Raw genomic sequence first — 25,783 nt, forward strand, 5'->3', positions numbered from 1 at the left:
TTATGCATAAACTGGATACTGAAAAAGGAACTTGGAAATACGGCCTACTGTGTTTGGCATTTCTGGCACCTTTTTTCTTCTTAAGTTATGGTTTTGCCAATCAATACGCTGCGGGCTTAGCTTCCGTACCTGTTATCGTCTTTGAATGGGAAAAATATATTCCACTTTGGCCATGGAGTATTGTGCCGTATTGGTCGATTGATCTGTTCTATGGTTTGTCTTTATTACTTTGTTGGAATAAGTTTGAATTAAAACAACATGTACTGCGACTATTTTCGGCACAAATCCTTTCAATCAGCTGCTTTTTACTTTTCCCGCTACGTTTTAGCTTTGAGCGCCCCGAACTCACAGGTTTTTTCGGGCTGTGGTTTGATGTCTTGATGGGCTTTGATAAACCGTTTAATCAAGCACCCTCTCTGCATATTGTGCTACTGGTGATACTTTGGGATTTTTTCCGTCGGCATAGCACAGGTAAGCTAAAATATCTGGTAGATGGTTGGTCCTTTTTGATTGGTCTCTCAGTTCTAACCACTTGGCAGCACCATTTTATAGATATTCCAACAGGTTTATTGGTCGGTGCCTTATGTTTATGGCTATTCCCGATGGCTGGCTCTGCGCCATGGGTTCAAAATAAACAAAGTCGGCTAAGCTTAAAGCACATTAAAATCGGCATCCTTTATCTGTTTGCTGCCTTATTGTGTAGCGCAATCGCACATGCAAAAGGTTGGTGGCTTTGGCTGCTCTATCCTGCAAGCAGTCTGCTTTTAGTTTCGTTTGCATATTTATTCAATCGTCCCCATTTTTTTCAAAAACTCAGTCATGGTGATATGACCATTGCTGCAAAAATATTGTTTGCGCCTTACTTTGTATTTGCTTGGATCAATAGCCGAATCTGGACCTATCGCCATCCTGAAGATTCTAAAATCATCAAAATCAATCAGAGTTATATTTATTTAGGTCGCTATCCGTCCAAACACGTCATGCAGCAATATGATGCTTTACTCGATTGTTGCGCAGAATTACCCACTTATCCAAAATGCTCCTATGCTCAAAACTTGAGTTTAGACCTGATTCCTTTACAGGCCAATCAGCTACATAATGCTGTAGAGTCTTTAGAACTATTCTTGAAATCTAATAACAATGATGAAGCACAAAACATCTTGGTCTTCTGTGCTTTGGGATATTCACGAAGTAGTGCTGTAGTTGCCGCATTATTATTGAAACAACATCCTGAATATTCAGTCGAAGATGTTTTACGGATTATTCGCCATAACCGTCCTTGGGTTGTGCTTAAAACACCGCAAATAAAACATTTAAATACTTATCGTTTAAAACTTAAAGGACTTGCACCATGAATTTACAACTTGTGGTGCTATCAAAGTTGTTGCAATCCACCACTGGATTGCTCATTTCAGCTTATGTAGCAGCGATCCTCACGCTCTGGCTCATTATCCAGTTTGGTAATGTGATGCTATTCGATTTGCTATATATATTAATTTGTCTAGTTTTGCTCGGAATACAACATTATTTAAGCCTGAGAATCAAATTTGATTCGGCACTTTTAGCCACTGTCGCTGAATACAGCCAAACTCAAAACCTTGAACAAACCACCAAGGAGCTGGACTTAAGTTTAATCAACTTAAAATTAATGCCTGCAAATAAATGTGGTCGCGCATGGGAGCTGCGTGAATTAGGTTGTCTGGCTTTATTTAAATGGCAGATCTTTGTGCTTTGCTTGCAATACATCGCATTCATCTGCATATTTTTACTGTATAAATAATTCACAATAATTTGAAACCATGCCAAATCCATTAGACACTTCAGGGAATGCTCACTCACCAATGAAAGGTAATTTTTTAAGCCGTTCAATTGCTCGCTATATTGCCTTTCTCACTCGTCGTGGTGCGCGGCTGCTCACGGGTGCGCGGAGTCTCTGGGTCGGGTGCAAACCGGTTATGAAACAGCGTATTTATTATGCAAATCATAATAGCCATATCGACTTTATTTTACTTTGGTCATCACTGCCGACAGATCTCAGACGGAGGACCCGTCCTGTAGCGGCTTCGGATTATTGGTTAAAAGATGGCTTTCGACGTTTTCTCATTCAAGACACGTTTACTGGCGTCACTATTCAGCGAAATCGAGAGCAAAATCAAGACCCCTTAGAACCGATCAAAACCGTATTAGCTCAAGGTGACTCGATTATTTTCTTTCCTGAGGGTACTCGAAATTTAAATGATGACGTTGAATTATTAGCCTTTAAAAGCGGCTTATTTCATCTCAAAAATCAATTTCCTGATGTTGAAATCGTACCGGTATGGATCTCTAATTTAAAACGTGTCATGCCTAAAGGCGCGCTTATACCATTGCCATTATTATCTACCGTTATTTTTGGCAAACCTTTAGAAGCCCATAATGAACAGAGTAAAACTGAGTTTTTAAACTACGCTCAGGACGAATTACTCAAATTAAAAGCATTGGAGTATCAATAATGGAATTCACCAATGCGCAAATGACCTATGTATTGTTTGGTATCTTTGCGGTTATTTTGATTATTGCCTCAACCATTGGCTCAATACTAAAATTTAAAGCGGGTTATGCGCCGGCACCGGTCATCGACAATTTAAATGCGCGGATCAATGCATGGTGGGTCATGTTGTTGGTACTTGGTGTAGCAATTTCATTAGGCAAAATTGCCTTTGTGATCCTGTTTGCGTTGATTTCACTCTTTGCTTTACGTGAATTTATCAGCTTACTTCCAACCCGTCGCGGTGATTATCTTCCTTTATTGATCGCTTTTTATTTTGTCATCCCTTACCAGTATTACTTGGTGTATATCGACTGGTACGGGCTATATTCGATTTTTATTCCGCTGTATGTATTTCTTCTTATCCCTATCGCTACACTCAAAGCCGAAGATACCACGCGATTTTTAGAGCGCAGTTCAAAAATTCAATGGGGTCTGATGATCAGCGTATTCTGTATTTCGCATGTGCCTGCGCTATTAAACCTCAAACTTCCCGGATTTGAGGGTGAAAAAATTTGGCTAGCAATCTGGCTGATCATGGTGGTACAAGCCTCCGATGTCTTGCAATATGTCTGTGGCAAGCTATTTGGAAAGCACAAAGTCGCACCGATACTTTCACCATCTAAGACCGTAGAAGGATTAATCGGAGGCATTGCTTTAGCCACTGCATTAGGTGTTGCTATGTCATGGCTTACACCCTTTAGCTATCTACAGGCTGCATGTATTGGATTTATTGTTTGCATATTTGGCTTCTTTGGTGGTCTTGTCATGTCAGCCATTAAACGCGATCGTGGTGTAAAAGACTGGGGACAACTTATCCAAGGCCATGGTGGCATGCTCGACCGAATTGATTCAATCTGCTTTTCTGCACCGATTTTTTTCCACATTTTGCGCTATTGGTGGTCTTAAGAAATGACTAAGTTTCAAACAGAAAATTTGGGATTTTAAATGATGTTACGCACGTAGAATTAATTTTACATTTTAAAAATGATTTTTAAGTCTATGCGACGGAGTCTTACATCTAAGGATTGAATAAAGGTATTAGCCTTCGGCTGGAGATACTCTTACGAAGCGTTGTTTCTTATTCGGCAAAATGAGAAGCGTGCTTCATAAGGAAACAATCTTGCGGAGCATTGCTCCTCACCGTAAAAATAGTTCACTAGCGGCAAATTATTCAAAGAATCGCAGAAACATTTTTGATTACAATTAGTCCTGTCTCAAACAATTGCGGATGACGTTACCGTGTATCGTTCTTTTATTTGAATCAACGTGCGCTTCTGATGTTACTGCGTAGCATCGGTTAATAATACGCACAATAAAAAATCCCAAGCAAACAAGCTTGGGATTCTTCTTATCAGGTATTCGATTTAAATGTCTGAAATTGCAAACTTTTTAAAAATACTTGCACGACGTTTAGGATGAATATTGGCTTTAGTTAAATCGCCTTGGTAGTGATCATAGACACGTTTATCCATCATCTTAAACCAAATAGAGGGTACTAAAGCAGGAATTAGCATAGTGGCATAGCCGCTAGGCAACTCTGGCGCTTCATCAAAATGTCTTAAAGCCTGAAATGGACGAGTCGGATATGCATGATGGTCTGAATGTCGCTGTAATTGATACAAAAATAGATTGGTCACAATATTATTGTTATTCCAACTATGTTCAGGCATGGTGCGCGCATAGCTTCCATCCGGTTTTTGCTCACGCTTCAGGCCATAATGTTCAATATAATTAATAATTTCAAAAAGGCTGATTCCATAAAAGGCCTGTGTAACTAAATACGGTGTCACGCCTTTACCAAACATTTTCAGCATCGAGGCATGAAAACCTGCACTCATCGCCCAACCATGAAACAGTTCATTTTCCTTCGAAAAGAAACTTAAACCTTTACGTTTTAAACGTTGTTTCTCAATCTGCACCGCCGATTTAATTCCACCAAATACAGTGCGTGGCCAAAACTCATAAAAGGTTTCGCCCATTTTTGAAGATGCAGGATCTTCAGGAGTTGCCGCACGTTTATGGTGTCCATATGGATGTTCTATACGGAAATGGCTATAACCTAATGGTGCGAGCGTCGCATGTGCCCAGTAATGGTCTTTTTTATGTGGTCGATGGCAGAGTTCATGTGCTGTATTTACACCGACGCCATTAATTGCACCCATCGAAATCCCAAGTAGAACTTGATCTAATATTGAAACATCTTTACGGGTAACCACATAGCCAGCAAAAGCATTCGCTGCCATTTGCAGTAGAATAAATAATTTGACGATACGATCATAATAAGGATCATTTACTAAAACTTTAATGTCATCATCTGTCGGGTTATTGGCATCATCACCGATCAGTGCATCCAGTGCAGGAATAATGACATGCAATAGAAGCGGCCCGCCCATGGCAAATAGTTTTTTTGTCGGTTTTGGACCAAAATGATAACCCGCCAAGATCCCCATACCAATGACAGGTAAACCTGGACTCAATAGCCAACCATAACGTTTTTTATCTAAAACACTACCGATTTTGCTTTCTAACTGAGCGAGCTGCTGTTCATTTAATTTTACTGGTGCATTCATGCGCTAGACTTCCCTAATTACTTCTTCTGTGTTTATATTCGTAAAATATGGGCAGCCAGAACAGTTTTAAGCGTCCAAAAAAAATATGCGATCGTCTTTGGCATTTAAGGATAAATGTTGACCTTTAAACACATAGTGACCATCTATAAATACAAAATTAATATGAGTAAATATTTGAAATATGGATGCTTTAAGTAAAATTTTTGATGATATTCATCTCCACCGATCTGAATATATTTATTTGAGATCAAAGCATCCTTGGGCTTTTCATTTTCAAGATCACAATGCCATGGTTGCGTATGTGGTGATTCAAGGTCAGTGTGTTGTGCATATAGATCAAGAGCAGGTTTTGCTTGAAGCTGGCGATCTTTGCCTTATTCCGTCAGGGCAAAACCACCACTGCAAATCTATACAGTCTGATATCTTGGTCGAATCAGTGAACATCACACCACTGTTTCAAGAGCAACGAAATAAAACCATTGAATTAAATTCTGCCGAATCTCATGAAGCAGAAGAATTATTTGTACTCGCGATCCGTGGACATGTCGACAGCATTATGGCAAAGCCTTTAGTGAATGCACTCCCCACGCTATTACACACACCACACATCATGAGCAGTACCGCACCTGAATGGTTGCAAATTGGCTTACATTTTCTGGCCGTTGAAGCGAATCAGATCCGTCCAGGCCGCGACAAAATTTTGGATCATTTGGTGAGTATTTTATTTATCGAATGTGTGCGTGATTATATTGCAGCCTTGTCAGATTCAAGCAGTTGGTTGCATGCCTTAAGTCATCCTGAATTATCCAACGCTTTGGCCGCGATTCATGAACAACCACAGCATGCTTGGACCGTCGAAAGCTTGGCAGAACAATGTTGCATGTCACGTTCTAAATTTGCCAGTTTATTCACTCAAATGCTCGGTGAATCTCCACTCGCCTATTTGCAGCAACATCGTTTGCGACTGGCGACACAGCACTTACAAATGGGGCAACTGACTATTCAGCAAATTGCCCATCGTATCGGTTACTCATCTGAAACAGCATTTAGCCAAACTTTTAAAAAGTTTTATGATCTAACACCGAGCCAGTATCGACAGCAGCATCAACTCGCAAAAACTGAGTCACCTTAGAGGTTTAATCTAAAAGCTTTAAAATCGCTTCCACAGGGTTTTCACTGTTACCTGAAAGCAGTTGTTTATGCATGGTGATGTGCTGCATCACTTGAATTTGCGATTTTTCAACATCCATCAAGCTTTCAATTTCTGCTGCTAATTTTTCAGGCGTTGCATCATGTTGGATGAGTTCCTGAATCACCTTTTTGCCCGCAATAATATTTGGCAATGAATAATACGGAATTTTGATCAGCAATTTCACCACATGATAGGTCAGCCAATTTAACTTATAAAAGGTCACCATTGGACGGTGTAAAAGCATCGCTTCTAAAGTCGCTGTACCCGAAGCCAAAGCGACAATATTCGATGCGTTCATCACCAGACGGCCAATTTTAGATTCGGTATCGGTGTTTTCCATCAAGCGAACTTTGGCTTGTAATGCTTCAGGAAACTGCTTGAGCAACACTTCGATTTGCTGTTTACGTGCATCATTAATTGCAGGAATCAGGAATACATAGTCTGGATGCTGCTCCGTCAAAATCTGTGCGGCAGACAGCACCAAAGGCCCTAAGCGCTCAATTTCCCCGCGACGGCTGCCCGGAAGTAATGCAATGTGTTTTTGATGCTCATCTAAGCCTAACTCGTGTTTAGCCGCAACGAGTGGATTATCTAAAGGCAACTGACTTGCCAATGGGTGTCCGACAAATGCAGCCGGAACTTGCCATTTTTGGAAAAACGCTTTTTCAAATGGAAATAAGCAAAGGACTAAATCAATACTTGCTTTAATGCCATGTACACGCCCTTGACGCCACGCCCACACTGAAGGGCTAACATATTGTACTGTTTTAATTGGTAGCTGTTTTTGCTTTAAGCTCTTAGATAAACGCAAATTAAAATCCGGCGCATCAATCCCCACAAAAACATCGACAGGATTTTCAGTCCATTTTTCAACCAGACCATCGCGTACAGCAAAGAGTTTTTTAATATCTTTTAAGACCTCAACAATCCCCATTACCGATAAAATATCCATCGGATAATAGCTATTAAAACCTTCTGCAATCATTTGCGGACCGCCGATGCCTTCAAATTCCGCATCAATCCCTTGCTCTCGAAAACTGCGGATAAGCTTGGCGCCTAATGTATCCCCGGATACTTCCCCAACCACGATGCCAATTTTCAGTTTCCGATTTTGCAAAAGTCTGTCCTTTTAACTCAATGTTCTTTAGCTATAGATTCTATACGAGTCCTTCACAAAGTTAATAGATTTCCAAAAAAAAGCTGCACGTCTTTAATTCAACATTTTAGGAATATTCATCACTGCTATTTAGCTGCTGATTAAAATTTTTCCGCCAATGGTTCGGATTTGTACCGTATTTATTCTTAAACAATTTACGAAATAGCACTGCGGTATTAAAACCTGCGCTTTCCGCAATTTTATCAATCGAATAATCTGTCACTTCAAGCAATTCAGCCGCATATCGCAGTCTTTCATTGTTTAACCAAGTGACAATAGGTAGTCCTGTCGCATGTTTAAAATGTCTGGTCAGTGTCCTTCTACTCATATTGGAATAATGGCGAAACCTTATCTTTTTAAGGAGTATAGATTTTGCAGGAATGGACTTTAAGTTCACAGTCGCATATATCGATAAATAACTAATTAAAGACTAGGAAAATAAACCTACGGTGCGTTTTTTGGTATTAGAGATGCATTTCAGATAGTCATCACCTTATATTCTAAATACATGATTTCACTGCAGCATAATCTCCATTTGAGCTATCAACCACTTGCAAAAACTACAATCAATAACTTAGCTTATTTAAAATCCATTATTTTCCAAATTAAAACCACTCTTTATCTATTTTTTTCACAAGCAAATCACTAATCGAGACAACGACTTATATCAATTAGTCATAAGATATGCACGTTTTTTGATATTTGGCATTCAGCGATGGTCGGTCCTTTAGAGTTCATTCTGGCAGGTGTAATTGTAGGTTTCTGCGTAGGTATTACCGGCGTTGGCGGTGGTTCATTGATGACCCCGATCCTGATCAGCCTGTATAAAATTGAACCCCATATTGCGATCGGCACAGACCTACTATATGCCGCAATTTCAAAATTTTGTGGTTCTTTAGTTCATGCACGTAAAATGAATATTGTATGGACCATTGTTATTTGGCTTGCAGTCGGCAGTATCCCTGCGTCTTTTGCGACCCATTGGGTACTGGAAAACTATCTGAGCCAATCGACACATTACAAAACGGTATTAACCATGTTTTTGGGTTTTATGCTGACGATTACTGGGATCTCAATTATTTTCCGTGGTCATATCGAAAAATTCTTTAATAAATTTCGAAAAACTGATCAGTTGGATGATATGAGTGCGGATCTTGAACGTATCAATTTCCAAGCTAAAAATAAGCGTGCATATATCATCATCATGGGGATTATTTTAGGCGTATTCGTTACCCTATCGTCTGTTGGTGCAGGTGCCTTCGGTATTATGGCTTTGGTGCTTATGTTCCCGAACTTACCGATGATTCGTATTATCGGCTCTGACGTCGTACATGCCGTGCTTCTTACACTGGTTGCAGGCTTGGGTCATATGAGCTCAGGTAATGTCGATTTTCATTTATTGGGTTGGTTATTGGTTGGTTCTATTCCAGCGATTGTTGTCGGAACTTTGATCAGCTCACGTTTACCAGAAAAAGTGATTCGTAAAGTCTTAGGCATTACCTTGTTTGTTTTAGGCATGAATTTCATCATTAATCCAGTAAAATCAAAACCTGTTGAAAAACCAACAACTGCAATGTTGATCGCACCGACGGTGAATAGTCAGCAGGTTTAAATTAACTGCCCGATTCATCACTTTTTTTTCAGAGACTTATTGATCTTTTTTATAACATTTGCATGCTATATTCATGTTATATTCGGCTCACGAAACAACCTTTTGTATAATCAAACCAGTGACGGCAATGAATACTTTACAGTCAAATTCTATTACCCAAAACGACATTGATGACGTGAATGTAAAAAGCATTCAGCCTCTTGTTACTCCTGCAGAACTAAAAAAAGAGCTACCTCTGACTGAAACTGCCTATCAAACAGTCCTTAAGGGCCGTGAAACTGTACGTAATATTTTAGATGGAAATGACAAACGTCTTTTTGTTGTCATTGGTCCATGTTCAATTCACGACACAGTCGCTGCACATGATTATGCTGACCGTTTAAAAGTTTTAAGTGACAAAATCCAAGATACGATCTATGTCGTGATGCGAGTGTATTTTGAAAAACCACGTACCACTGTGGGTTGGAAAGGTCTAATTAATGACCCAGACATGAACGACTCTTTCAACATCGAAAAAGGCTTACGTATTGGTCGTAAACTTTTACTTGAATTGAATGAAAAAGGTTTGCCTTGTGCAACTGAAGCGCTCGATCCAAACTCACCACAGTACTACCAAGATCTTATTTCTTGGTCAGCGATTGGTGCGCGTACCACTGAAAGCCAAACACATCGTGAAATGTCTTCTGGCCTTTCTTCACCAGTTGGCTTTAAAAATGGTACAGATGGCGGTTTAACCGTTGCGACCAATGCCATGCAATCTGTTAAACATGGTCATAGCTTCTTGGGCTTAAGCGACCAAGGTCAAGTTTCAGTTATTCGTACCAGTGGTAACCCTTATGCACACGTTGTACTTCGTGGCGGTAACGGTAAACCAAACTACGACGCAGGTTCTGTTGCAGATGCCGAAGCGGCATTAGCCAAAGCAAAAGTTAGTGGCAAAATCATGATTGATACCAGTCATGCAAACTCAAACAAAGACCCGTACCTACAACCCCTTGTTCTGAAAAATATTACTGAACAAATCCTTGACGGAAACAAGTCAATCGTGGGTATTATGGTAGAAAGTCACTTAAAAGGTGGTCGTCAGGATATTCCTGCCAACTTATGTGACCTCGAATATGGTAAATCAGTGACTGATGGCTGTATCGATTGGGATACGACTGAAAAAGTCTTGTTAGAGATGCATGAAGCACTTAAAGACGTGTTACCGACACGCTAAGTGAATGAAAAACGCCATCTTCGAGATGGCGTTTTACTTTGAAGGATTATTTGTCAGATGAATGAAATCGAAAATGCGTTAAGTCACATTGAAAACTTCCAATATATACATGAACACTTATTAACGTCCGGTCAACCATCTCCTTCTGAGCTTCAAACGATCAAAGAATATGGTGTTTCAACGGTTATTAATTTAGCACTGACTGATGCATCCAATCATATCGAGCATGAAGACCGCATTTGCCTAGATCTAGGCCTGAACTACATCCAAGTTCCAATCTCTTGGGATACCCCTTCAGATGATCAATGCCTTTTAGTACTCGATATGATTGACCATTTGGTTCAAGGTCAAACGGTTTGGCTACACTGTGCAAAAAACTTCCGTGTCAGCAGTTTGATGTATTTATATCGTCAATACTATATGGATGTTGATATGCCAAAGGCTCAAGATTTGATGCATCAAATTTGGGAACCCAATGAAACATGGACAGGTTTAATCCATGCGGTTGCCTTACAACTTCAAGGCCGTAAAGCAACTCAAGATTTACAACATGCACTGATCCATCCAGATCATTTTGCGTGAGAAATCAGTACTGTTGCAGTAGAAAGAATACCTTCTTGGCGACCAGTAAACCCTAATTTTTCGGTGGTGGTCGCTTTGATGCTAATTTGTGTAACTTCAACATCCATAACATCTGCGATACTTTGACGCATTTCTAAATTATGTTTTGCTAGTTTAGGGCGCTCACAAGCCACGGTAATATCAGCATTATTAAGTACATATCCACGATCTAAAATCAGTTGGTAGACGTGTTTTAAAAGTACTCGACTATCGGCACCTTTAAATTTTGGATCTGTATCTGGAAAATGCTGACCAATATCTCCAAGTGCCAAAGCTCCTAATAATGCATCACAAAGCGCATGCAATACCACATCACCATCTGAATGTGCTTTGAGTCCATGTGTATGTGGAATTTGAACACCAGCAAGCGTTACAAAGTCACCTTCTTCAAATGCATGCACATCCATGCCCTGACCGATACGAATTTGAGCTATCATGCTTGAGTTCCTTGAGAAAATAATGATTGAAATCTTGTATTCACGCTTTCTATTTCGCTATAGTGTGGGCAAGCGCAACATAGTGAAAGTATAAGCGATCATGCTGTTGAAAACTGAAATAAATATCATCAAAAAATTCGGACTGGTTCTGCTAATAGGTTCTAGCCTAGCGATGTTTACGCATGCAGAAAAGATAGACTGTGATCAGGCCAATACTCAGGCAAAAAAAAATTACTGTTCTAACGGTTTTGAAGAACAACGTGAAAAGCTAGATGGGCTTTTTTTAACAGCGCAGTTGATTACCGATGCCCCAATACGCTTACTGATAGATACGCAAAAATTATGGTATAGCCGAGTTCAGCAATGCAAAAACTTGGAGTGTTTTAAACAACAATTTGAGCTTCGCCATGAAGATTTGAATATCTACACCTCGATGAACCAAAGTTTAACGCAGCATTATCTGAAATTTGAAAATGGTCATTTTGCGACATCACCTGTACATTTAAAGGTACATCAACTGGGCAAAGACAGCATCAAAATTGAAGGCATTGCCTATCGTAATCCTAACAATCGAGTCGAAACACAAACCATCCCATTTTTAGCTTACACAACACCCGAACAAAAAAATCAAATCACCGATAATGAACACGACTGCAAATATCAGTTCAATTACAGTAAAGCCTTACTCTCAGTAAAAACTGAACAAAAAGGCTGTGAACGTTTTGCAGGGATTTATCGTTTATATGATTAAGATCAAATTCGAATGACTTAGAAAAATACAAAAAAGCCTCAACATTGAGGCTTTTTTGATGTCTAAAATATGTCAGTTAAATCGGATGTGTTTGCTGCACTTGCTGGCTAATCATTGCAGCTGTTGCCGCAGACAAGGTCCATCCAAGGTGACCATGCCCTGTATTATAGAAAATATGATCTCGCTTACCTGCATGTACTACAGGCATCATATTGGGCATCATTGGTCGTAAACCCGCCCATGGCACCACATGTTCTGTTGATAGATTAAAGTTACGATTCGACCAATCAATTAAGGGCTGAATGCGATCTGCACGAATGTCTCGGTTATAGCCATTAAACTCTGCCGTGCCTGCAACACGTAGTCGATTTGCACCTAAGCGTGAAGTCACAATTTTGGCACTTTCATCCAACAGACTCACCCAAGGCGCATTGGTCTGACTTTGTTCATCATTTAAGTTTATGGTAATTGAATATCCTTTGACTGGATAGACATTTACACGGTCACCGAGTTTATGCGCAAGTTCATAACTGCCTACACCACCACAGACCACCACAGCATCTGCCTCAAGTAAGGTATTTGCATCAGGATGTTCCATATTTTCATCACTGGCTTTTAACTGAACATTGACACCTTTTGCATGATGTTCAAAGTCAGTCACCTCAAAGCCCCACATATATTTCACATCAAAGCGTTCTGTTGCTTTGGCAAGCTGCGTCGTAAATTTATGGATGTCGCCCGTGGCGTCCCCTGGGCAATACAATCCACCATAGTATTCACCTGTCAGACTAGGCTCAATGTCACGGATTTCAGCTAATGTCACAGGATGACGCTCTAAGCCACCCTCACAGAGCATATTATTAACTTGAGTCGCCACCTCATAATCATGTTGATTATGAAAGAAATGTAAAATGCCGCGTTTTTCTAAATCAAACTGTAAGTTTTCATGCTCAGCTATTTCAAATAAGCGCTGACGTGCCATCAACGCTAGACGCACTGTCTCATGGGTATTTTCACGATAATCTTTAATATGCCCCATAAACTCAAAGAGCCATGAATATTTATGTAGGTTAAAACTTGGATTTAATAATAATGGTGCCGATTTTTGCGACATCCATTTGATGCCTTTCACCACCGTTGCTTTTTGGTTCCACACCTCAGCATTACACGCTGATAATTGACCACCATTGGCAAACGACGTTTCCATCGCAGGATAAAGATGTTTATCGACCACAGTGACACGATAACCGAGTAATCCGAGTTCGTAAGCTGTCGTTACCCCAGTAATACCTGCACCAATCACAACAATATGACACATATAGGCTCCTTGGAAATTATATTTCCTATGCTCGCCCCATCTGTCATTGGTACCTGAGAGCTTTGGTTCCTTGCGAAGCAATGTGAACCTTCCCCTTCGGTGAGTAGATCCGGCCTACTTCTCTCCAGATTTTTTATATGATTACAGTCCTTTTGCCTGAGAGTTTCCTGGGGGAACTTGCTCCTTCGGCGAGCACGATCTGTGCTTCTCTCCTGCAATCATCCATTCGTTTTTATTCGGCATTCATCTTGGTATTGCCTTAGTTAGATATGAGCAATATTTGTACCAAATCTCAAGTCCTGTTTGGGTCAATATTGTTAAATATTATTTTTATATCGATTTAAGTTGTTAGGTTATAAATTTAAAATCATTTTTTCTAAACCTAAATACTTCATCTTTAAAATAAAGGTTTAAAATATTAAATGAAATTTATATCTAGAAAGATTGAAGTTTTATGTCGGATTATACGCTTTTCTCTCGCTTTGCATCTGTGATCAAAACACATTCTATTGAAGAATTAACCCAAAGTGATTTACTCCTTCTTAAGACTCTGGGACCTGTTCAAAGTTTTTATGCACCATTCGAGGCCATAAATCATGATGCAAAAGTGGTCATCGTCGGCATCTGCCCAGGCCAACAACAATGGCGTAATGCATTAATTGCAGCGAAGGACGGCGTAGAGCAGCAATTATCTGAGGAAAACATACTTAAACTTGCCAAGAATAGTGGTGCTTTTAGTGGTCCTATTCGTAAAAATTTAACTCAACTGCTAGATCATATTGGATTACAGAATCAATTAGGCATACAGACCACTGCAGAGCTATTTAGCAATCATCAAGATATGGTGCAAATGTGTTCGGTTTTACAGCAATGTATTTTGGTCAATGGAAAAAATTATGCAGGCTCAACGCCCGCAATGTTGAAAAATGAATTATTAAAACAACATATTGATGATTATTTTATTCCTATGATTCAACAGCTTCCGAACGCAATTTATATTCCGCTAGGCAAAGGTGTAGATGAGGTTTTAAATTATGTAAGCAGCTTAGGCTATTTAAAAGATCAGCAGATTTTAGCAGGACTTCCCCATCCATCGGGTGCGAATGCTGAACGGATCAAATATTTTTTAGGCGAAAAACCACGTGACCAATTGTCTCGACAAACCAATCCCGAGCAGATTGATAGCGCAAAATCACAGATCTTACTTAAGTTATCTAAATTTCAATGAAATAAGATTTACATCACTTAATAATATTTTTTATTTGAATATCGACCACTTATATCAAAGCAGTGCTCAAACAAAACTAGAAAAGTGTGATGTATTTTACTTTTTTGTTTTTCTGTGTGAATATGCGCCAAAATAAATATTGCTTATAAAAATAACGCTAACATGGAAAAACACATGAAAAATTATTTAGTTCTAGGATTTACACTCCTACTACTCACAGGTTGTATTACCGTACCTAAAAATAAACCTGAAACAAGAACCTTGAAGCTAAATGGTGTGAATACCGTTGAAAACAGCAAAGTGATCCAACGAACCATTACTCGAGGTCAATTACTGTGTGAGGCTGGGCAAAAATGTCCTGAACTTGCAATTGATTGGCAAAAGAACAAAGGTGAGTATGCGCTTTCACTGCACTCTTATGATCAACAGCAGCTTGATATGAATGAAATATCTTTTGTGATTGACGGCAAAGTTTTGTCTTATCCTGCAATTGGTCAAACAAATTATCGTCGCTTAGATAATTCAAATGTGATTGATTCTTCTAATACCGTGATGATTCCAGATACTGTGCTTAAACAATTCTGTGACGCAAAAGATATTGCGGTGATTATGAATACCAACCAAGGTGAAATCGCACACTATATGCTAAAAAACCAAAAATCATCAGATGCCTACCGACTATTTTTACGTGCTTACTCTTAAGCCCAAATAGTCTAAAATCAAAATCCCAAAAGTTAGTGTATGTTTTTTGGGGATTTTTTATTCATCTCGCTTTATAAATTGATCAAATGCATCACATGGTCTTTATTTTATTCGTTTAATTAATTGTTTAATTGTCAGTTCACAAATCGGTTGACCTACCTCTAGATGAAGAGGATAGGCTTGATTTTCATCTGTAAGCTTATAGCCACGTCGTTGATAATATTTTATTAATTCTAAACGCCGATCAATCACATACATCACAAATTCTTCAACATTGGGTTCAATCAACATCGCTTGCTGTTCTGCAAATTGCAATAATTTTTTTTCCTAAGCCCTGAGCTTGCTCATTTGGATGAATTGCAAAATGACCAATTTCACAGCTCTTCCCCTGCATTTGAATACCAATACACCCCATGATCTGCGCATGTACCGACTCAATCACATATAAATGAAAATCCCTTTTTTGTAAGAGTTGACTGAGTTGAGACACATTTATTCGATTTCCTCGAACAATATGATGTTCTGTCGTCCAACTCTTGGGATGATTTTCCCGATAGGCTGTATTCATTAAGCTTTCAAGCTGCTGAATATCACCAAGTAAAGCATTTCGTATATTCATATTTTTTTGCTATTTATTTTCATAGGCCTAGTTTACCGAAATAAAAAAACCAGACAATTGTCTGGTTTTTTTATGCAATTTTCTCATCAGTGTGACTTGCTAAAGCTATTCACCAACCGCGTTCGGAACAAAGCAGCGCTTTGTTATTTATCCACTGTGACTCGCTAACGCTACTCACCAACCGCGTTCGGAACAAAGCAACGCTTTGTTATTTATACACTGTGACTTGCTAAAGCTATTCACTAACCGCGTTCGGAACAAAGCAACGCTTTGTTATTTATCCACTGTGACTCGCTAACGCTATTCACTAACCGCGTTCGGAACAAAGCAACGCTTTGTTATTTATCTACTGTGACTCGCTAACGCTACTCACCAACCGCGTTCGGAACAAAGCAGCGCTTTGTTTCCTCACTTGGGTTCAATTGGGGCAAATGGTGCGACTACATCCGCATTTTGTGCGCGGTTACGCATGAAGTGATCCATAAGCACAATTGCCAACATCGCCTCTGCAATTGGTGTCGCACGAACACCGACACAAGGATCATGGCGACCTTTGGTCAACACATCTGTATCTTCACGATTAATCGTGATGGTTTTACCCGGCGTAGTAATGGAAGCTGTTGGTTTCAAGGCGATCGCAACACGAATATCCTGACCACTCGAAATACCACCCAAAATGCCGCCTGCATGGTTTGCCAAGAAACCATCCGTAGTTAACTCATCACGGGTTTCATGACCAAACTGCTCAGCAACGCCAAAGCCATCACCAATTTCCACACCTTTTACAGCATTGATGGACATCATGGCATGTGCAATATCTGCATCTAAACGATCAAATACAGGCTCGCCCCAACCGACTGGCACTTGCGTCGCAATAATTTCCAGTTTGGCGCCACAGCTCGTTCCTTGTTCACGAAGTGACGTTACGAGAGCTTCGAAACGTGGGACGGCATCTGCATCACCACAGAAAAATGGGTTATTCGGAACTTCATTCCAGTCCAATTTCTCTGCTTTTTCGGTACCAATTTGGGTTACATGACCACGAATTTCTATGCCGAATTTCTCAAACAAGAATTTTTTAGCAATCGCACCCGCAGCAACACGCATCGCAGTTTCACGAGCACTCGAACGGCCACCACCACGGTAATCACGAAAACCATACTTATGTGTATACGTATAGTCTGCATGACCCGGACGGAAGGTTTGCGCGATGTTGCCATAATCTTTTGATTTTTGATCTGTGTTACGGATCAATAGACCAATCGATGTACCGGTTGTTTTGCCTTCAAATACGCCTGAAATAATTTCAACTTCATCGGGTTCTTTACGCTGAGTCGCAAACTTAGATGTGCCCGGCTTACGACGATCCAGATCCTTTTGCAAATCGGCTTCAGTCAGTTCAATACCCGGTGGAACCCCATCCACAATGGCCATCAAACCAACGCCATGAGATTCACCACAAGTCGTTACACGGAAGAGTTGCCCTATACTATTACCTGCCATGTCAAACGACTCCTTATGCTTGAACAGATTGAATGAATAAATCTCGGTATTCGCGGCATTGAGCAGCAGTCAATGCAAAGATACCTGTACCGCCTTTTTGGAACTGTAACCAGTAAAAATCAACGGTATTGAAGTTTTGACGCATTGCCCATTCAGAGTTACCCACTTCGATCACAATTAAGCCATCTTCAGTCAGGTAATCTGCAGCTTGTGCCAACATTTTACGTACAAGATCCAAACCATCTTGACCCGCAGCAAGCGCCATTTCAGGTTCATGGTGGAATTCTTCTGGTAAATCTGCCATGTCTTCAGCATCCACATATGGTGGATTCGACACGATCAAATCATATTGATTTTCTGCTGGAATTTTGGCAAATAAATCAGACTCGAGTAATGCCACTTGATATTGTTTATTGTGGTGTTCACAGTTAATTTGTGCCACTTCAAGTGCATCTTTAGATAAATCTGTTGCATCAACTTCAGCGTCTGGGAATGCATAAGCTAAGGCAATCGCGATACAACCCGAACCCGTACACATATCTAAAATGCGCTGAGGAGTTTTTGGATTGGCATTTTCAGGTAGATTATTAACTGCAGCACCCATCTCGCCATTTTCGCCTAAACAATAAGGTGCAAAACGGTTTTCAATTAACTCTGCAATTGGAGAACGTGGAATTAGTACACGTTCATCGACATAAAATGGCTTACCAAAGAAATATGACAAGTTTAGTAAATAAGACGTCGGAACTTTTTCATTAATACGACGTTCTAACAATGCTAAAAATTCTGCAACTTCACTTGGCAATAATTTCGCATCTAAGATTTCCGCATCTGCATTCCAATCTAGAGATAACGTTTGTAAAACCAATGCTGAGCTTTCAGCAAAATAGTCTTCTGTACCTTGTCCTAAGTGGGCATCATATTGACGTAAAGCTGTTACCCCAAAGCGGATATAATCACGAATTGTAGATAGGTTTTCAGCTGCTTCCTGTAAATGTTCAGGGCTAATAGTCGGTCGATCCACTTAAGGCGTCTCCAGTTCATAATTTTTTAAACGCCCTATGATACCTTGTTTTAATGCTATTTATAATAAAAATACGGCATTATTCACCGCTTGAAAGCATTTCATAACCGTATATATGAGGTCTGATACATTCGCTGAAATGAAATGTGTACTTTATGCCTTTCAGCATTCTATAAAATCTAATTAGATGAAAATTACGAATAAAAACCAATTCAAGCTCAATTGTTTAGCAATTTGTACTTGATCCTAAGCTTTATTTTCTTAAAATCATCCCCATACAAACAGTTAAATTTTAAATGCGGAGCTCCAATGAGCTATAAGCACAATAACCTCATGGCTATGCGTCAAAGCTATTGGGAAGACACTCAGTCTTTAAACGTGCAAACTGAAAAGGCATTTTTTCAGCAACTGCTGATCGAACATCAAGTTTTCCCTGATGCGAGTCTAGAAAACGCACGTACCCTATTTTTTAGCTTACCGAGCATTATTATTGTCAAAGGTTATGCTGCCGGATTTAAAGACGAATCTGTCCAACATCTTATTCATCAACATATTGAAGAACATAAAGCCGCATTGATGCAAAACGATACGGTAAAAATCAAATATCGTTTATAGTTTTCTTTTCCAATGTGCCTGTCTACGTGGCATCTTGCTTAAGTTTGCAAATGCTTACTGCATATTCAGTAAGTTGAACTATTTTAATACGTTAAGAAACGTTAAAATTAGCTACAATGTATTTTTCTGCGAATTGCTGATTAAAGGATTTAATTTACATGTCAGATCAGAACGATAAGCTCAAACACTTGAAAACGTCTTCTATGGATCGACGCTTATCTATCGCAAAGGCATCGCTACTTGCGGGAACTCGTTGGGCAGCATCAAACGCCACTTCTATTTTTTCGAGTGAAGAAGAAAAAGAGAAAAAGCGTAAAAAAGCCATGAAAGATCAGGCTGAATATCTCGTCGCAGAAATTGGTAAATTAAAAGGTTCAATTGTAAAAATTGGGCAAATGATGGCGTTGTATGGTGAACATTTTCTACCTGAAGAAATCACCCAAGCCCTCAATACCCTTAACAATCAAACAGTCGCATTGGCATGGCCAGCCATCAAAGTACAATTACAAAATCAACTTGGCTCAAAACTTGATGATCTCGTGATTGATCATGAGCCGCTTGGTACAGCATCTTTGGCACAAGTTCATCGTGCAAAACGTAAATCTGATGGTTTAGAACTGGTTTTAAAAATCCAGTATCCGGGTGTGGCAGATGCAATCGATTCAGATATGAATCTATTCAAAAACATGCTCAAACTGACACGAATGGTTCCTCAAACCCGTGAATTTGATCAGTGGTTTGATGAAGTTCGTGAAATGATGCATCGTGAAGTAAATTATAAAATTGAAGCAGACACCACTCGCCGTTTTGCTGCACGCTTAAAAGAAGACCCACGCTATATCGTGCCGCAAATCATTGAAAGTTATTCAACACCTCAAGTACTGTGTATGACTTTTGAACGTGGTGTACCGATTAACAGCCCAGTAATGCTGTCACTTCCTCAAGAGCGCCGTAACGCCTTAGGTGAAGCATCACTTGAAATTGCCGTACGCGAAATTTTTGAATGGGGTGAAATGCAAACCGACCCTAACTTCGGAAACTATTTGGTGCGTTTGGGCAATGGTGCGGATGTACCAGATAAAATCGTACTCCTCGACTTTGGTGCGATCCGTCAGTTTGATGAGCATCTATTAGGCGTTGCGCGTAATTTGATTACCGCGGGTTACCATCACAGCTCTGAGCAAATGGTCAAAGCGATGACAGGTTATGAGTTCTTTGATGGTATTCCACAAAGTATTAAACCTGATATGGCTAAAGTCTTTTTGTTAGCGACAGAGGCATTTAGTAGCACTGAAAATAACCCAAACATCCCTGCTGGTGTTATGGACGAACAACAACGCTATGACTGGAAAAAAAGCCAATTACATAGCCGTGTGATGCAACAAGCGTCAAAATCGATGGCATCTCGCTATTTCTCAGTTCCACCTAAAGAGTTTATGTTTATTAGCCGTAAATTTATCGGTGCATATACCTTTATGACCGTCATTGAAGCAAAAACCAATGTTCGTCGTATGATTCAAAAATATCAATAATCATTCAATACAGACCTTAAAACTTGGCTGACTCAAATGTCAGCCAAGTCAATTTTAAAATAACAAACCGTTTTAGATTTTTTACTTTTTCATTCTTAATTAATCATTTAGCTATCAAAAATCGCCTAAGCGCGCCGTTTATCTTTGACAATCATGCATGTCATTTATGACATGGTTTTTCTATCTTTGGCATGTCAGCATTAAATAAGAACAACGCAAATGGAAAACAACAATGACCAATATGGTAAACAAGGCACAAGGATTTGGACTCTCACTTTTAACTAAAATTGCCGGAAGTGATGTACTCGATCAGTTTAAACTGCGCAAATTTGTTGAAAAATCTTTGTATCAAAGCTCAAAAGCTGGTTTTAAAACCCTGAGCCAGACGCAAAAAGCATTTCAGACCAACAAAGATGTGCATAAGCAACGTTTGCCTAATCAACAAAAATCATTATTTGATTTAAACCTGACTGAAGAACAACAAATGACTGCTGATGCGATGCAGCAGTTTGCCACAGAAGTCTTGTATCCACTTGCTCATCAAGCCGATCAAGAGGAAAGATTTCCTGAAGCGTTATGGCAACATATCCAAGATCTAGGTCTAAATTATTATGCCTTACCTGAAGATTTGGGTGGCGTCGCGGCAGAAAAAAATATCATTAGCAATATCTTAATTGCTGAACAATTGGCTGAAGGTGACTTTAGTTTAACAGCAGGTTTACTGTCGACGTTTAGCTGTATCAACGCCATTACCCAATGGGGTTCCGAATCTGTTCAAGCAACCTACTTAGCGGCATTTGCAGATGATTCAGCCCTACGTGCAAGCTTTGCGGTTCAAGAGGCAACAGCGGCATTTAATCCCTATCAACTTAAAACTCACGCGATTGCTGATAGCCAGCAGTATAAAATCAGTGGGGAGAAAACCTTAGTCCTTCTAGGCGAACAGGCAGATGTGCTGTTAGTGAGTGCCATGCTCAATGGACAGCCTGAAGTTTTTATTGTGCAACGCGACCAGAGCATTAGCGCAAAAAAAACACCTGCTATGGGTTTGAAAGCCACTGAAACGGTAACTTTAAAATTTGATCAGACCCCTGCCCAACGCTTAGGAGATCAAGATTTCAATTACACCTCATTTATCGATCTTGGCAACTTAATGTGGTGTGCCATGGCTGTTGGCACCGCAACTGCAGTCAAAAAATATTGCATTCAATATGCAAACGAACGTACAGCTTTTGGAGAGCCAATTTCGCACCGTCAAAGTGTGGCATTTATGATTGCAGATATGGCAATCGAAATTGATGCCATGCATATGCTCATCCTCAATGCAGCAAGCCTAGCCGAAGCCGGCAAGCCTTTTCATCGTGAAGCCTATTTAGCTCGCGTGCTATGTGCTGAAAAATCGATGAAAATTGGGACCGATGGCGTGCAAATATTAGGTGGTCACGGCTTTACCAAAGAACATCCCGTAGAACGTTGGTATCGAGACTTACGTGCCACAGCGATTCTTCAATCTGGCTTGCATGCTTAATTCAGCAAAATAAAAACAAGGAAATGTCCATGAACTTACAAAATCCGAAAAAATTTAAATTGCTGATCGACCAAGCCCATGAAGTCGCATTAAATGTTCTACGTCCTATTTCACGTAAATATGACAAAGCCGAACATGCCTATCCTAAAGAGTTAGACATGTTATCTTCCCTCGTCGACGGTATGAATGATGGCGGAGATGGCATGAATGCAGGTGCTGCCGTCAATAAACGTGGTGACACAGACACTGGTAATAAAAACGGTGTCAATATGTCGACAGCCCTCAGTATCATCGAGATGTGCTATGGAGATACAGGCCTGTTGCTCAGTATGCCTCGACAAGGGCTTGGAAATTCGGCTATTGCAGCAGTAGCCAATGATGAACAACTAGAACGCTTAAAAGGAACTTGGGCCGCTATGGCCATTACAGAACCCAATTGCGGCTCTGATTCTGCTGCTATTCGGACAACAGCGACGAAAGATGGCGATGAATACATTCTCAATGGGGAAAAAATCTTTGTCACCTCGGGTGAGCGTGCTGATTCCGTGGTGGTTTGGGCAACGCTAGATAAAAAATTAGGCCGTGCAGCGATTAAATCCTTTGTTGTTGAAAAAGGTACGCTGGGCATGACTGTAGAACGCCTAGAACATAAATTGGGTATTAAAGCTTCTGATACGGCTGCCATTAGCTTTGTAGATTGTCGTGTCCCTGCTGCAAACTTATTAGGCAATGCTGAAATTGATGTAGCAAAGGGTTTTGCTGGGGTTATGGAAACTTTTGATAATACTCGCCCACTCGTTGCCGCGATGGCTATTGGCTGTGCCAAGGCATCTTTAGAGCGAATTAAAGAAATCTTTAAAGATGAATTAGATGAGCAGTATTCAACACCGATCTTACAAAGCTCGAATATTGCTGCACAAATATATCGAATGGAAGCAGACTGGGAAGCAGCACGTCTCCTCATGCTCAAAGCCGCATGGATGGCCGACAACAAAAAACCAAACTCACGTGAAGCATCCATCGCTAAAGCAAAAGCAGGCCGTGTAGGTAATGAAATCACGTTAAAGTGTGTAGAACTCGCAGCGGCTGTCGGCTATAGCGAAGATGAATTATTAGAAAAATGGGCACGTGATTCAAAAATCCTCGATATATTTGAAGGCACACAGCAAATTCAACAATTAATCGTTGCACGTCGTGAACTGGGTAAAAGTTCAAGCGAATTAAAGTAATTTTTTGCTTGAGTAATTTTAAACTTAGAGATGGATTTTTTTATAGGATCAGTCTATAAACAATCCATCTTTTTGTTTTTCGATGATTATGTTTCAGATCCGACCACTTCAACTTGAAGACAATGTAAGCATTGCCAATGTCATTCGCACAGTTTCCAAAGAATTTGGATTAGCACCTGAATCAGGATTTGCCGTTGCAGATCCAATTTTAGATGATTTATATCACGTCTATACGCAAGCAAATGCACAATATTGGGTTATTGAAAATCAACACGGTACAATTTTAGGTGGTGGGGGCCTTTCTCCTTTAGTTGGAGACTCAAGCATTTTAGAAATCCAAAAAATGTATTTTATGCCTGAATTACGTGGTCATGGCTTAGCCAAAGATATTTTAGAACTTTGTTTTCAATTCGCCAAAGATCATAATTTTAAAGCGTGTTATTTAGAAACTACACATACACTTGGGCAAGCAGTGAAACTTTATGAAAAAGTAGGATTTCAACACTTACAAGCTCCCAAGGGCAATACAGGTCATAGCCAAGCATGCGAAATTTGGATGCTTAAAACGCTTTAAACTCAGATTCCACTAATACCTCTGAAAAGAGTTATAGCTTTTCCAAATAGGGATATTTAATGAGTGGATATTCTAGTTTTTTATAACTAAAGTTCTCGGGATTTGAATGCCCCACAATCTTAAGTAAGAATGTAAAGAGAGAAATACTGACTCAATTAACACGATCTGTTTTTCTCTCTTCACTTAAAAAATCATGTAATTTGAGTACATTTCCATCAATTCTTACAATTTCACTGTACAGAGCATCTTAAGAAAATATTGACCTCTAAGTCTCCAGTTCATAATATCGCTTTAGAAATTACACTTAGCCATGATTATTTTAAAGTGAATATAAATGCAGAATGTACTGAATAAAACTCGCCTTTCAACTCGTCTTTCGTCGCTCCTAAACGCTCACAGCTTAAAGTTTTCAACTGTTATTATATCTGTAACCCTGATTTCTGGATGTTCATCACTAGGTGGTGGCTCTGTAGAAAAACGTGCAGTTAAACTTTCATCAGGGATCCAAAAGGCCTATTCAGTCAATCCTGAAACTGCAAATCGAGTGTCACCCTACATTGTGCAAACTGCCGATCAATACAACTTAGATCCTTTACTACTGGCTGCCGTTATTCGCCAAGAATCAACTTTCCGCCCTTATGTCAGTTCTCCTGCAGGTGCAGTCGGTTTAACTCAGGTGATGCCACGTTATTGGCAAGCAACATGCCCTGGGGATTTATATGACGAATTAACCAATATTAATTGTGGGTCATTTATTTTAACTAAATATAAAAATGCGGCAGGTAGTATTCCAAAAGCTTTAGCCTACTATAATGTCGGACCTACTGCTTATAACACCAATCGAAAAATGAAAAAACAAGGCAAACGTTATGCAAAACAAGTTAAAGAACATCAAAATAATTTAAAAAGTTCCTTATAATTTCTAAAAATTTAATCTTTTATTTAACCATATAGACCTAACTAAGCTTAAGAGGATAAATTTTGTTAGGTCTAATCTCTTCAATTATTTCATAGATTGACGCATTTTATCTTCATCAAAATATTGCGCAAATGATGCAATACGTTTTTCAACAATTGGATTTTTCATCAGATTTTCAGCTGCACGATTTCCCAATAGTTCAAATGCTTTACCTAGAGCATTTGTTCCTTCATTTTCTGTAACAGCTTTGATTTCAGCATTACAACGTTTAGTAAATAAATCTTGAAATAGAATAGCCATATTTTTATCAATTTTTTGTATCTCAACTGGCGTTACTTTACTATATTTAGAAATTTCTGGATGTGCTGAAAATGCCAAATAAATCCAAGCTGTTAAGTTCTGACTCTCTTTTGCTGAAATTTTATTTACCAAACATTCACTTAGTTTACCCTGATACACACCGGCTGTAGTATTGAAAGAAACAAATGCAAATAAAACTGTAGCTAATAATTTTTTTAAAAACATCTTAAATACCCTATATATTATTAAAGAGACAAACGATTTTATTATATTGATTTATTACACATTTTCATTAGCAAAACATTTTAAATGATATAAAAGAGTTCTAGACGAGTTTATTGTTGATCGGCCTTATTCTTTTTAAATATCTATCATTTCCCTGTTTTTTCTTCTGCTTTTCTTATTATTTTTTTCTTCCCTTTTTCCCCACATAAAAAAACACCCCCTGAGATATCAGGGGGTGTTTCGAATAATGAACTGGCGATGACTTACTCTCACATGGGTAACCCCACACTACCATCAGCGCTAAGAGGTTTCACTTCTGAGTTCGGGAAGGGATCAGGTGGTTCACTCTTGCTATTGTCGCCAGCACAACTGTTATGAC

27 protein-coding genes, 1 rRNA gene and 1 riboswitch are annotated in these 25,783 nt (G+C 39.5%); of the genes, 17 read left to right on the forward strand and 11 right to left on the reverse strand.

Translation table 11 applies throughout. The features are described 5' to 3' along the window. Window positions 1-2 precede the first annotated feature (2 nt). The 4 genes from FTV11_RS07090 (at window position 3) to FTV11_RS07105 (ending at window position 3,436) form a co-directional block, all read left to right on the forward strand. Complete coding sequence (locus FTV11_RS07090) at window positions 3-1,355, forward strand: phosphatase PAP2 family protein (protein WP_180007867.1); 1,353 nt, start codon at window positions 3-5, stop codon at window positions 1,353-1,355. Continuing rightward, window positions 1,352-1,780: a hypothetical protein gene (locus tag FTV11_RS07095; protein WP_180007868.1), complete on the forward strand. Its 429-nt coding sequence runs from the start codon at window positions 1,352-1,354 to the stop codon at window positions 1,778-1,780. The genes FTV11_RS07090 and FTV11_RS07095 overlap by 4 nt, the downstream gene beginning before the upstream one ends. 61 nt (window positions 1,781-1,841) lie before the next feature. Continuing rightward, the gene (locus FTV11_RS07100) at window positions 1,842-2,492 is read left to right on the forward strand and encodes a 1-acyl-sn-glycerol-3-phosphate acyltransferase (RefSeq protein ID WP_180007876.1); all 651 of its coding nucleotides are present in this window, start codon (window positions 1,842-1,844) and stop codon (window positions 2,490-2,492) included. Next, complete coding sequence (locus tag FTV11_RS07105) at window positions 2,492-3,436, forward strand: phosphatidate cytidylyltransferase (protein ID WP_078191012.1); 945 nt, start codon at window positions 2,492-2,494, stop codon at window positions 3,434-3,436. Before FTV11_RS07100 ends, FTV11_RS07105 begins: the two co-directional genes overlap by 1 nt. 458 nt (window positions 3,437-3,894) lie before the next feature. On the opposite strand, the gene FTV11_RS07110 is transcribed toward FTV11_RS07105, so the two are convergent. After that, complete coding sequence (locus tag FTV11_RS07110) at window positions 3,895-5,100, reverse strand: alkane 1-monooxygenase (RefSeq protein WP_180049600.1); 1,206 nt, start codon at window positions 5,098-5,100, stop codon at window positions 3,895-3,897. A gap of 181 nt (window positions 5,101-5,281) precedes the next feature. On the opposite strand from FTV11_RS07110, the gene FTV11_RS07115 reads away from it, so the two are divergent. Next, on the forward strand, window positions 5,282-6,232 hold the full coding sequence (locus FTV11_RS07115) for an AraC family transcriptional regulator (protein ID WP_180049598.1): 951 nt from the start codon (window positions 5,282-5,284) through the stop codon (window positions 6,230-6,232). Between the two features lie 4 nt (window positions 6,233-6,236). Here the strand turns inward: FTV11_RS07115 and lpxB are convergent, their stop codons facing one another. Together lpxB and FTV11_RS07125 are read right to left on the reverse strand one after the other, a co-directional pair. Further along, window positions 6,237-7,409 carry a lipid-A-disaccharide synthase gene (lpxB, locus tag FTV11_RS07120; RefSeq protein WP_180022776.1) on the reverse strand — a complete coding sequence of 391 codons (1,173 nt, stop codon included), beginning with the start codon at window positions 7,407-7,409 and terminating at the stop codon, window positions 6,237-6,239. A gap of 106 nt (window positions 7,410-7,515) precedes the next feature. Beyond that, window positions 7,516-7,776 carry a helix-turn-helix domain-containing protein gene (locus FTV11_RS07125; RefSeq protein ID WP_180009501.1) on the reverse strand — a complete coding sequence of 87 codons (261 nt, stop codon included), beginning with the start codon at window positions 7,774-7,776 and terminating at the stop codon, window positions 7,516-7,518. Between the two features lie 387 nt (window positions 7,777-8,163). Between FTV11_RS07125 and FTV11_RS07130 the strand changes: the two genes are divergently transcribed. The 3 genes from FTV11_RS07130 (at window position 8,164) to FTV11_RS07140 (ending at window position 10,861) form a co-directional block, all read left to right on the forward strand. Beyond that, entirely contained in the window at window positions 8,164-9,060 is an 897-nt protein-coding gene (locus FTV11_RS07130; RefSeq protein WP_078193863.1) for a sulfite exporter TauE/SafE family protein, read from the forward strand. 127 nt (window positions 9,061-9,187) lie between these two features. Next, window positions 9,188-10,279 carry a 3-deoxy-7-phosphoheptulonate synthase gene (locus FTV11_RS07135; protein ID WP_143221612.1) on the forward strand — a complete coding sequence of 364 codons (1,092 nt, stop codon included), beginning with the start codon at window positions 9,188-9,190 and terminating at the stop codon, window positions 10,277-10,279. A 57-nt stretch (window positions 10,280-10,336) separates the two neighbouring features. Continuing rightward, complete coding sequence (locus tag FTV11_RS07140) at window positions 10,337-10,861, forward strand: protein tyrosine phosphatase family protein (protein ID WP_078191020.1); 525 nt, start codon at window positions 10,337-10,339, stop codon at window positions 10,859-10,861. Here FTV11_RS07140 and ispF read toward each other — a convergent pair. Next, a complete protein-coding gene (gene ispF, locus FTV11_RS07145; protein ID WP_168378679.1) occupies window positions 10,849-11,337 on the reverse strand; it encodes a 2-C-methyl-D-erythritol 2,4-cyclodiphosphate synthase in 489 nt (162 codons plus the stop codon). The genes FTV11_RS07140 and ispF overlap by 13 nt on opposite strands. Before the next feature lie 100 nt (window positions 11,338-11,437). Here ispF and FTV11_RS07150 point away from each other — a divergent pair, with 100 nt between their 5' ends. Continuing rightward, window positions 11,438-12,088 carry a hypothetical protein gene (locus FTV11_RS07150; RefSeq protein WP_180022779.1) on the forward strand — a complete coding sequence of 217 codons (651 nt, stop codon included), beginning with the start codon at window positions 11,438-11,440 and terminating at the stop codon, window positions 12,086-12,088. 76 nt (window positions 12,089-12,164) lie between these two features. Here the strand turns inward: FTV11_RS07150 and FTV11_RS07155 are convergent, their stop codons facing one another. Next, on the reverse strand, window positions 12,165-13,406 hold the full coding sequence (locus FTV11_RS07155; protein WP_180073644.1) for a D-amino acid dehydrogenase: 1,242 nt from the start codon (window positions 13,404-13,406) through the stop codon (window positions 12,165-12,167). A 134-nt stretch (window positions 13,407-13,540) separates the two neighbouring features. Continuing rightward, window positions 13,541-13,631, reverse strand: a riboswitch (glycine riboswitch). Window positions 13,632-13,860: 229 nt separating this feature from the next. Here FTV11_RS07155 and FTV11_RS07160 point away from each other — a divergent pair. Both FTV11_RS07160 and FTV11_RS07165 read left to right on the forward strand, forming a co-directional pair. Further along, window positions 13,861-14,634 (forward strand): hypothetical protein, encoded by a 774-nt coding sequence (locus FTV11_RS07160; protein WP_180073645.1) that lies wholly within the window; start codon window positions 13,861-13,863, stop codon window positions 14,632-14,634. Between the two features lie 174 nt (window positions 14,635-14,808). Further along, window positions 14,809-15,336 carry a hypothetical protein gene (locus FTV11_RS07165; RefSeq protein ID WP_180073646.1) on the forward strand — a complete coding sequence of 176 codons (528 nt, stop codon included), beginning with the start codon at window positions 14,809-14,811 and terminating at the stop codon, window positions 15,334-15,336. A 102-nt stretch (window positions 15,337-15,438) separates the two neighbouring features. Here the strand turns inward: FTV11_RS07165 and FTV11_RS07170 are convergent, their stop codons facing one another. From FTV11_RS07170 to prmB, 4 genes are all read right to left on the reverse strand, one after another. Then, window positions 15,439-15,651, reverse strand: coding sequence for a hypothetical protein (locus FTV11_RS07170; RefSeq protein WP_180026295.1), 213 nt, complete (start codon window positions 15,649-15,651; stop codon window positions 15,439-15,441). Next, window positions 15,617-15,955 (reverse strand): GNAT family N-acetyltransferase, encoded by a 339-nt coding sequence (locus FTV11_RS07175; protein ID WP_180026296.1) that lies wholly within the window; start codon window positions 15,953-15,955, stop codon window positions 15,617-15,619. Before FTV11_RS07175 ends, FTV11_RS07170 begins: the two co-directional genes overlap by 35 nt. A gap of 408 nt (window positions 15,956-16,363) precedes the next feature. Continuing rightward, window positions 16,364-17,458: a chorismate synthase gene (gene aroC, locus FTV11_RS07180; RefSeq protein WP_168378684.1), complete on the reverse strand. Its 1,095-nt coding sequence runs from the start codon at window positions 17,456-17,458 to the stop codon at window positions 16,364-16,366. Between the two features lie 13 nt (window positions 17,459-17,471). Further along, window positions 17,472-18,482: a 50S ribosomal protein L3 N(5)-glutamine methyltransferase gene (gene prmB / locus FTV11_RS07185; protein ID WP_078193871.1), complete on the reverse strand. Its 1,011-nt coding sequence runs from the start codon at window positions 18,480-18,482 to the stop codon at window positions 17,472-17,474. Between the two features lie 309 nt (window positions 18,483-18,791). On the opposite strand from prmB, the gene FTV11_RS07190 reads away from it, so the two are divergent. From FTV11_RS07190 to FTV11_RS07215, 6 genes are all read left to right on the forward strand, one after another. Further along, the gene (locus FTV11_RS07190; RefSeq protein WP_078191029.1) at window positions 18,792-19,097 is read left to right on the forward strand and encodes a hypothetical protein; all 306 of its coding nucleotides are present in this window, start codon (window positions 18,792-18,794) and stop codon (window positions 19,095-19,097) included. A gap of 158 nt (window positions 19,098-19,255) precedes the next feature. Continuing rightward, window positions 19,256-20,629: an AarF/ABC1/UbiB kinase family protein gene (locus tag FTV11_RS07195; protein ID WP_180041466.1), complete on the forward strand. Its 1,374-nt coding sequence runs from the start codon at window positions 19,256-19,258 to the stop codon at window positions 20,627-20,629. Between the two features lie 241 nt (window positions 20,630-20,870). Continuing rightward, the gene (locus FTV11_RS07200) at window positions 20,871-22,157 is read left to right on the forward strand and encodes an acyl-CoA dehydrogenase family protein (protein ID WP_180073653.1); all 1,287 of its coding nucleotides are present in this window, start codon (window positions 20,871-20,873) and stop codon (window positions 22,155-22,157) included. Between the two features lie 29 nt (window positions 22,158-22,186). Continuing rightward, window positions 22,187-23,386: an acyl-CoA dehydrogenase family protein gene (locus FTV11_RS07205; RefSeq protein ID WP_180009497.1), complete on the forward strand. Its 1,200-nt coding sequence runs from the start codon at window positions 22,187-22,189 to the stop codon at window positions 23,384-23,386. 88 nt (window positions 23,387-23,474) lie between these two features. Continuing rightward, window positions 23,475-23,960, forward strand: a complete 486-nt coding sequence (locus FTV11_RS07210) for a GNAT family N-acetyltransferase (protein WP_180009505.1) — start codon at window positions 23,475-23,477, stop codon at window positions 23,958-23,960. Window positions 23,961-24,294: 334 nt separating this feature from the next. Then, window positions 24,295-24,879 carry a lytic transglycosylase domain-containing protein gene (locus tag FTV11_RS07215; RefSeq protein ID WP_180005579.1) on the forward strand — a complete coding sequence of 195 codons (585 nt, stop codon included), beginning with the start codon at window positions 24,295-24,297 and terminating at the stop codon, window positions 24,877-24,879. A gap of 84 nt (window positions 24,880-24,963) precedes the next feature. Here FTV11_RS07215 and FTV11_RS07220 read toward each other — a convergent pair whose 3' ends face one another. Together FTV11_RS07220 and rrf are read right to left on the reverse strand one after the other, a co-directional pair. Beyond that, complete coding sequence (locus FTV11_RS07220) at window positions 24,964-25,404, reverse strand: hypothetical protein (RefSeq protein WP_180009496.1); 441 nt, start codon at window positions 25,402-25,404, stop codon at window positions 24,964-24,966. A 250-nt stretch (window positions 25,405-25,654) separates the two neighbouring features. Continuing rightward, window positions 25,655-25,769, reverse strand: a 5S ribosomal RNA gene (gene rrf / locus FTV11_RS07225). Window positions 25,770-25,783 lie beyond the last annotated feature (14 nt).

Source organism: Acinetobacter sp. YH12231, assembly GCF_013417755.1.
Lineage (GTDB): Bacteria > Pseudomonadota > Gammaproteobacteria > Pseudomonadales > Moraxellaceae > Acinetobacter > Acinetobacter amyesii.